At 70.9% G+C, this 4,635-nt stretch carries 1 protein-coding gene; it reads right to left on the bottom strand.

Annotation, left to right across the window (positions count from 1 at the left end):
• A partial coding sequence (locus D7W82_RS38530; protein WP_233588194.1) for a response regulator occupies positions 1–4,481 on the bottom strand: 4,481 nt, incomplete at its 3' end.
• Positions 4,482–4,635: the final 154 nt, after the last annotated feature.

Genomic DNA, 4,635 nt, shown 5'->3' with positions numbered 1-4,635 from the left:
GGGGTGGGCGCGGCAGCGGCCTTCTTCGCGGCCGGTTTGGCGGCGGCCTTGGCCGGGGGCTTCGCGGCGGCCGGGATGACCGGGTTCGCCTGGACGGTGGCGGCCAGGTGCTCGTCCTCGGTGGCCTTGGCGCCGGCCTTCGCGGCGGGGGCGGCGGCCGGGGCCTTGGTCTTGTAGCGGGCCAGCTCCAGCTCGGCGACCTTGAGCGCCTTGCTCTTCTCCTGGACGGACGTCTGGAGGCGGGCGACCTCCTGCGCCTTGATGGCCTCGCGGCGCTCGAGCTCCGCCTTCTGCTTGGCGTTGAGGTCCTCCAGCTCCTTGGCCTGACGGGCCTCCAGGTCCTTGCGCTCCTTCTGCGCCGTGGCGAGCTTCGAGGCCGCCTCGTTGGCCTTGCTCTCCGCCGCGGCGACGCGGGCGTTGAGGTCCTTCTCCGCGCGGGCGCGGGTGCTCTGGGCGTTCTCCAGCGCCAGCTCCAGGTCCTGGGCCTTCTTGGTGCGGGCCTGCAGCTGGGCCTGGGCTTCCTTGAGCTTCGCCTCCGTGTCGGCGGCGAACTTCTGGGCCTCCTGGGAGAGCTGCGCGATGCGCTGGTCCGCCTTCGCGAGCTTCGCGGCCAGGTCGTCCGCCTGCTTCTTCGCCTCGGCGGCGGCGGCCTGCGCCTGCTGGGCCTGCTGTTGCGCCTGGGCCTGGGCCTGCTGGAGCTGCCCGGCCAGTCCGTCGCGCTCGCTGGTGAGCTTCTTCTGCTGGTTCGCGGCCTGCTGCAGCTGTCCGTCGCGGTCCGCGATGGCCTTGCGCGCCCCGTCCAGCTCGCCGGAGACGTTGGAAATCTGCTGGTTGAGCGCGTCCGCCTGCTTCTTCGCCTCGGAGGCCTGGTGCTCCAGCTGGCCTTCCAGCTGCTTCACCTGCTCCGTGCGGGTGGAGACCTCGCGGTTGAGCACCTCCGCCTGACGCATCTTCTCCTGCGTCACGTGCGTGAGCTTGCGGAGCGTGTCCGACAGCTCCTTGCCCTTGGTGTCGACCTCGTTCTGGAGGAGCTCCTCACGGCGCTGCGACTCGTGGGTGAGCGTCTGGAGGCGGTCCTCCAGGTGGTGCCGCGCGTCCTCCGTCTGCGCGAGCGTGGAGGACAGCTGCGTGACTTCCGACACGCGCGTGCCCAGCTCGTGCTTGGTGACGATGAGCTGTTCGGCCAGGTCCTCGCCGTTGGCCTGGGCCTCGGTGAGCTGACGCGTGAGCTCCGCCTGGGCGCTGGCGGCGGCCTGGCGGGACTGCGCGTGGGCCTGCTCCTCGCGGGCCAGCGCGTCCTGGGTGCTGGCGAGCTGGCCCTGCGTGTCGGCCAGCTGCTGCGAGGTGGCGCTCAGCTCCGCGGTCAGGTTGTCGCGCTCGCCGGTGAGGGCGTTGATGCGCGCGGTGGTCTCCTCCGCGAGCGCCGCGTGGGCGGTGCGCTCCGCGTCGTAGAGCCCCTGCGTCTCCGACAGGTCCGCGCGCAGCTGGCCAATCTGGCCGGTGAGGTCCTGCTCCAGCGCGTCCTTCGCCGCGTTGAGCGCCGCCAGCTCCGCGATGCGCGCGTCGCGCTCCTCGGTGGTGCGGGCGAGGAGGCCGTTGGTCTCCTGGAGGATGTCGCGCGTCTCGTTGAGCTCCGCGTCCAACTCGTCGCGGTGCGAGGTGACCTTCGCCAGGTCGGCGCGCGTCGACTCCAGGGTCTCCTGGGTCTGCGTCAGCGTCTGGCTGGTGGCCTCCAGCTCACCGCGCGTCTCCGCGAGCGTGCCTTCGGTGCTGGACAGCGTCGCCTGCGTGTCGGCGAGCGTTCCTTCCGTGCGCGCCAGCGTGTCCTGCGTCTGCGCGAGCGTGGACTCGGTGGTGGCCAGCGTCTGGCTGGTGGCCTCCAGCTCGCCCTGGGTGGACGCGAGCGTCCCTTCCGTCTGCGCGAGCCTGGCCTGCGTCTCCGTCAGCGTCTGGCTGGTGGCCTCCAGCTCGCCGCGCGTCTCGGAGAGCGTGCCCTCCGTGCTGGAGAGCGTGGCCTGCGTGTCGGAGAGGGTCTGGCTGGTGGCGTCCAGCTCACCGCGCGTGGTGGAGAGCGTCTCCTCCGTCTGCGCGAGCCTGGACTGGGTGTCCGCCAGGGTCTGGCTGGTGGCCTCCAGCTCACCGCGCGTCTCCGCCAGCGTGCCTTCCGTGCTGGACAGGGTGGCCTGCGTGTCGGCGAGCGTTCCTTCCGTGCGCGCCAGCGTGCCCTGCGTGTCCGCGAGGGTCGCCTCGGTGGTGGCCAGCGTCTGGCTGGTGGCCTCCAGCTCGCCGCGCGTGGTGGAGAGCGTCTCCTCCGTCTGCGCCAGGCGCGTCTGCGTCTCGGAGAGCTGCTGGCTGGTGGCCTCCAGCTCGCCGCGCGTCTCGGAGAGGGTGGCCTCCGTATTGGAGAGCGTGCCCTGCGTCTCGGAGAGCTGCTGGCTGGTGGCCTCCAGCTCGCCGCGCGTCTCCGCGAGGGTGGCCTCCGTGCTGGAGAGCGTGTTCTGCGTCTCGGAGAGCTGCTGGCTCGTGGCCTCCAGGTTGCCGGTCAGCTCGGCGATGCGGGCGTCGCGGTCGGAGACGTCGGTCTGCAGGCCCTCGATGGTGCCGTCGCGCTGGGCGACGGTGTCCTCGAGCGAGGCCACGCGCGCGGAGAGCTGCTCGCCCTGGCGCTGGGACGCGTCCAGCTGCTCGGTGAGCGCCTGAATCTGGCCGTTGAGGTCCGCCTCCAGGGCGTCCTTCGCCGCGCGCAGGTCCTCCAGCTGGCTGGTGAGGTCCTGCTCCAGCGCGTCCTTGGCCTGCTGCAGCGCCTGGAGCTCCGCGTTCAGCTCGTTCTCGCGGTCCTCCAGGTGCGTCTTGACGGCCTCGACTTCGCCTTCCAGCTCACCGATGCGCTCGCGGTGCTGCTGGATGGTGGCGTTGAGCTCCGCCTCGCTGTTCTCGTTGCGGGCGATGGCCTCCTGCAGCTCGCGGTCGAGCGCGGAGAGCTTCGCGTCCCGCTCCTCCACGCGCTGCGTGAGGTCCGCCTCCAGGGCGTCCTTGTCCAGCCGGAGCTGGTCGCGCTCGCCGGTGACGCGCGCGATGTCGGACTCCAGGTCCGCCACCTGCTGCGTGAGGCGCTGCTCCAGGGCGGCGCGCTCGGCGTTGAGGCGCTCAATCTCCGCGTCCGAGCGGCTGGCGTGCTCCTCCGCCGTCGTGGCCCGGGCCTCCAGGCCGCGCACGGTGGCGTCGCGCTCCTGCTCCGTCTGCGTCAGCCGCTCCTGGAGGGCCTGGAGCTCGCCGTCCAGTTCGGCATAGCGCTGGTCGCGCTCGCTGACGGTGCGGGCCAGCTCGGACTCGAACTGATCGCCGCGCTCGCGCAGCTGGAGGATGTCCGCCTCGTTGGCGCGGACGGTGTCCTGGAGCTTCTGCTCCTTGACCTCGAACTCCAGCGTGACGACGCCGAGGTGCTTCTCCAGCTTGTCGAACTCGTTGCGCCAGGACTCCAGGTCCGCGCCGCGCCGGGCCAGCTCCTCGTCGCGGAGGTTGACCTCCTTGCGCAGGACGTTGATGTCCTTCTCCTTGGAGGCGACGACCTCGATGAGGTCCTTCTCCGAGGAGAACTTCTGGAGGAGCAGGTCGTCCACGGTGGCGCCGTGCTCGCGCTCCTTCTGGACGATGGACTGCTGCGCGTCGTTGAAGCGCCTGAGCAGGTCGTCGACCTGCATCTTCAGGCCCTGCAGCTCCACGTCCTTCTCATGGAGGCGGTCCTCGACGGAGAGCAGCTCTCGCTCGCGGACGCTCCAGATTTCCGACAGGCGCGCGAGCTGGGCTTCGCGCGTCTTCAGCTCGTCCCGGAGGATCTGGATCTTGCCCTCGGGCGTGCCCATCAGCTCGCGGCGCGGGGGCGGGCGCTTCAGCTGACGCGACTCCGCCAGCAGCTCCGCCTTGCGGTCCGCGATGGATGAGAAGGCCCGGTCCATGAAGGACTTGTCCTCGTCCGTCATCGCGCTGCGGCGCTCGCGCTTGGGCAGCTTGGGCGGGGCGCCCGTGCGCACGCCGGGCATGGGCGGCGGGGCTTCACGCGGCGCACCGGAGAGCGCGGCGTCCAGGTCCGCGTCGGACTCATCAGAGCCGGGCGGCACGATGCCCGCGCTCATGGAGGCCAGCTCGCCCATCTCGAACGGGATGACGAGGTAGCCGTCCGCGGCGGCCGGCGTCTCACGGTGTTTGTTCAGACCCTCCACGCCGGAGTCGGAGGAGAGCAGGAGGACCTTGAGGTTCTGGCCCCACTTGCCCTTCTTGATCTGCCCGCAGAGGGCGAAGCCGGACTGGTCCGGCAGCTCCGCGCGCACGACGACGAGGTCCGGTCGGCGCTTCTCCAATTCCCGCTGCGCGTCTGACGCAGTGGTGGCCATGGCCGTGTTGTAGCCCGCGCTCTTGAGCACGGAGGCCATGCTGAGTGCGAAGTCGTTCTGGCTTTCGACGATGAGGACGCGACGCTCCATGAAGCCCTTCACCCAGCAAAAAGTGCAGTGAAAACCGCCACATCCTATCGGGCGGGCGCAAGGCTTGGGAAGTTTCCGAGCGGTGCTCGGTCGGCTGCCTCACGAGTTCTTGCCGCGAACCGCTCCCTGCCCGACAGGGGGGACCGACCCGGGG

It is taken from the genome of Corallococcus sp. CA049B (assembly GCF_003611685.1).
Classification (GTDB): domain Bacteria; phylum Myxococcota; class Myxococcia; order Myxococcales; family Myxococcaceae; genus Corallococcus; species Corallococcus coralloides.
The sequence above is the reverse complement of the archived record's forward strand: the minus strand, read 5'-3'. Positions and strand labels throughout refer to the sequence as shown.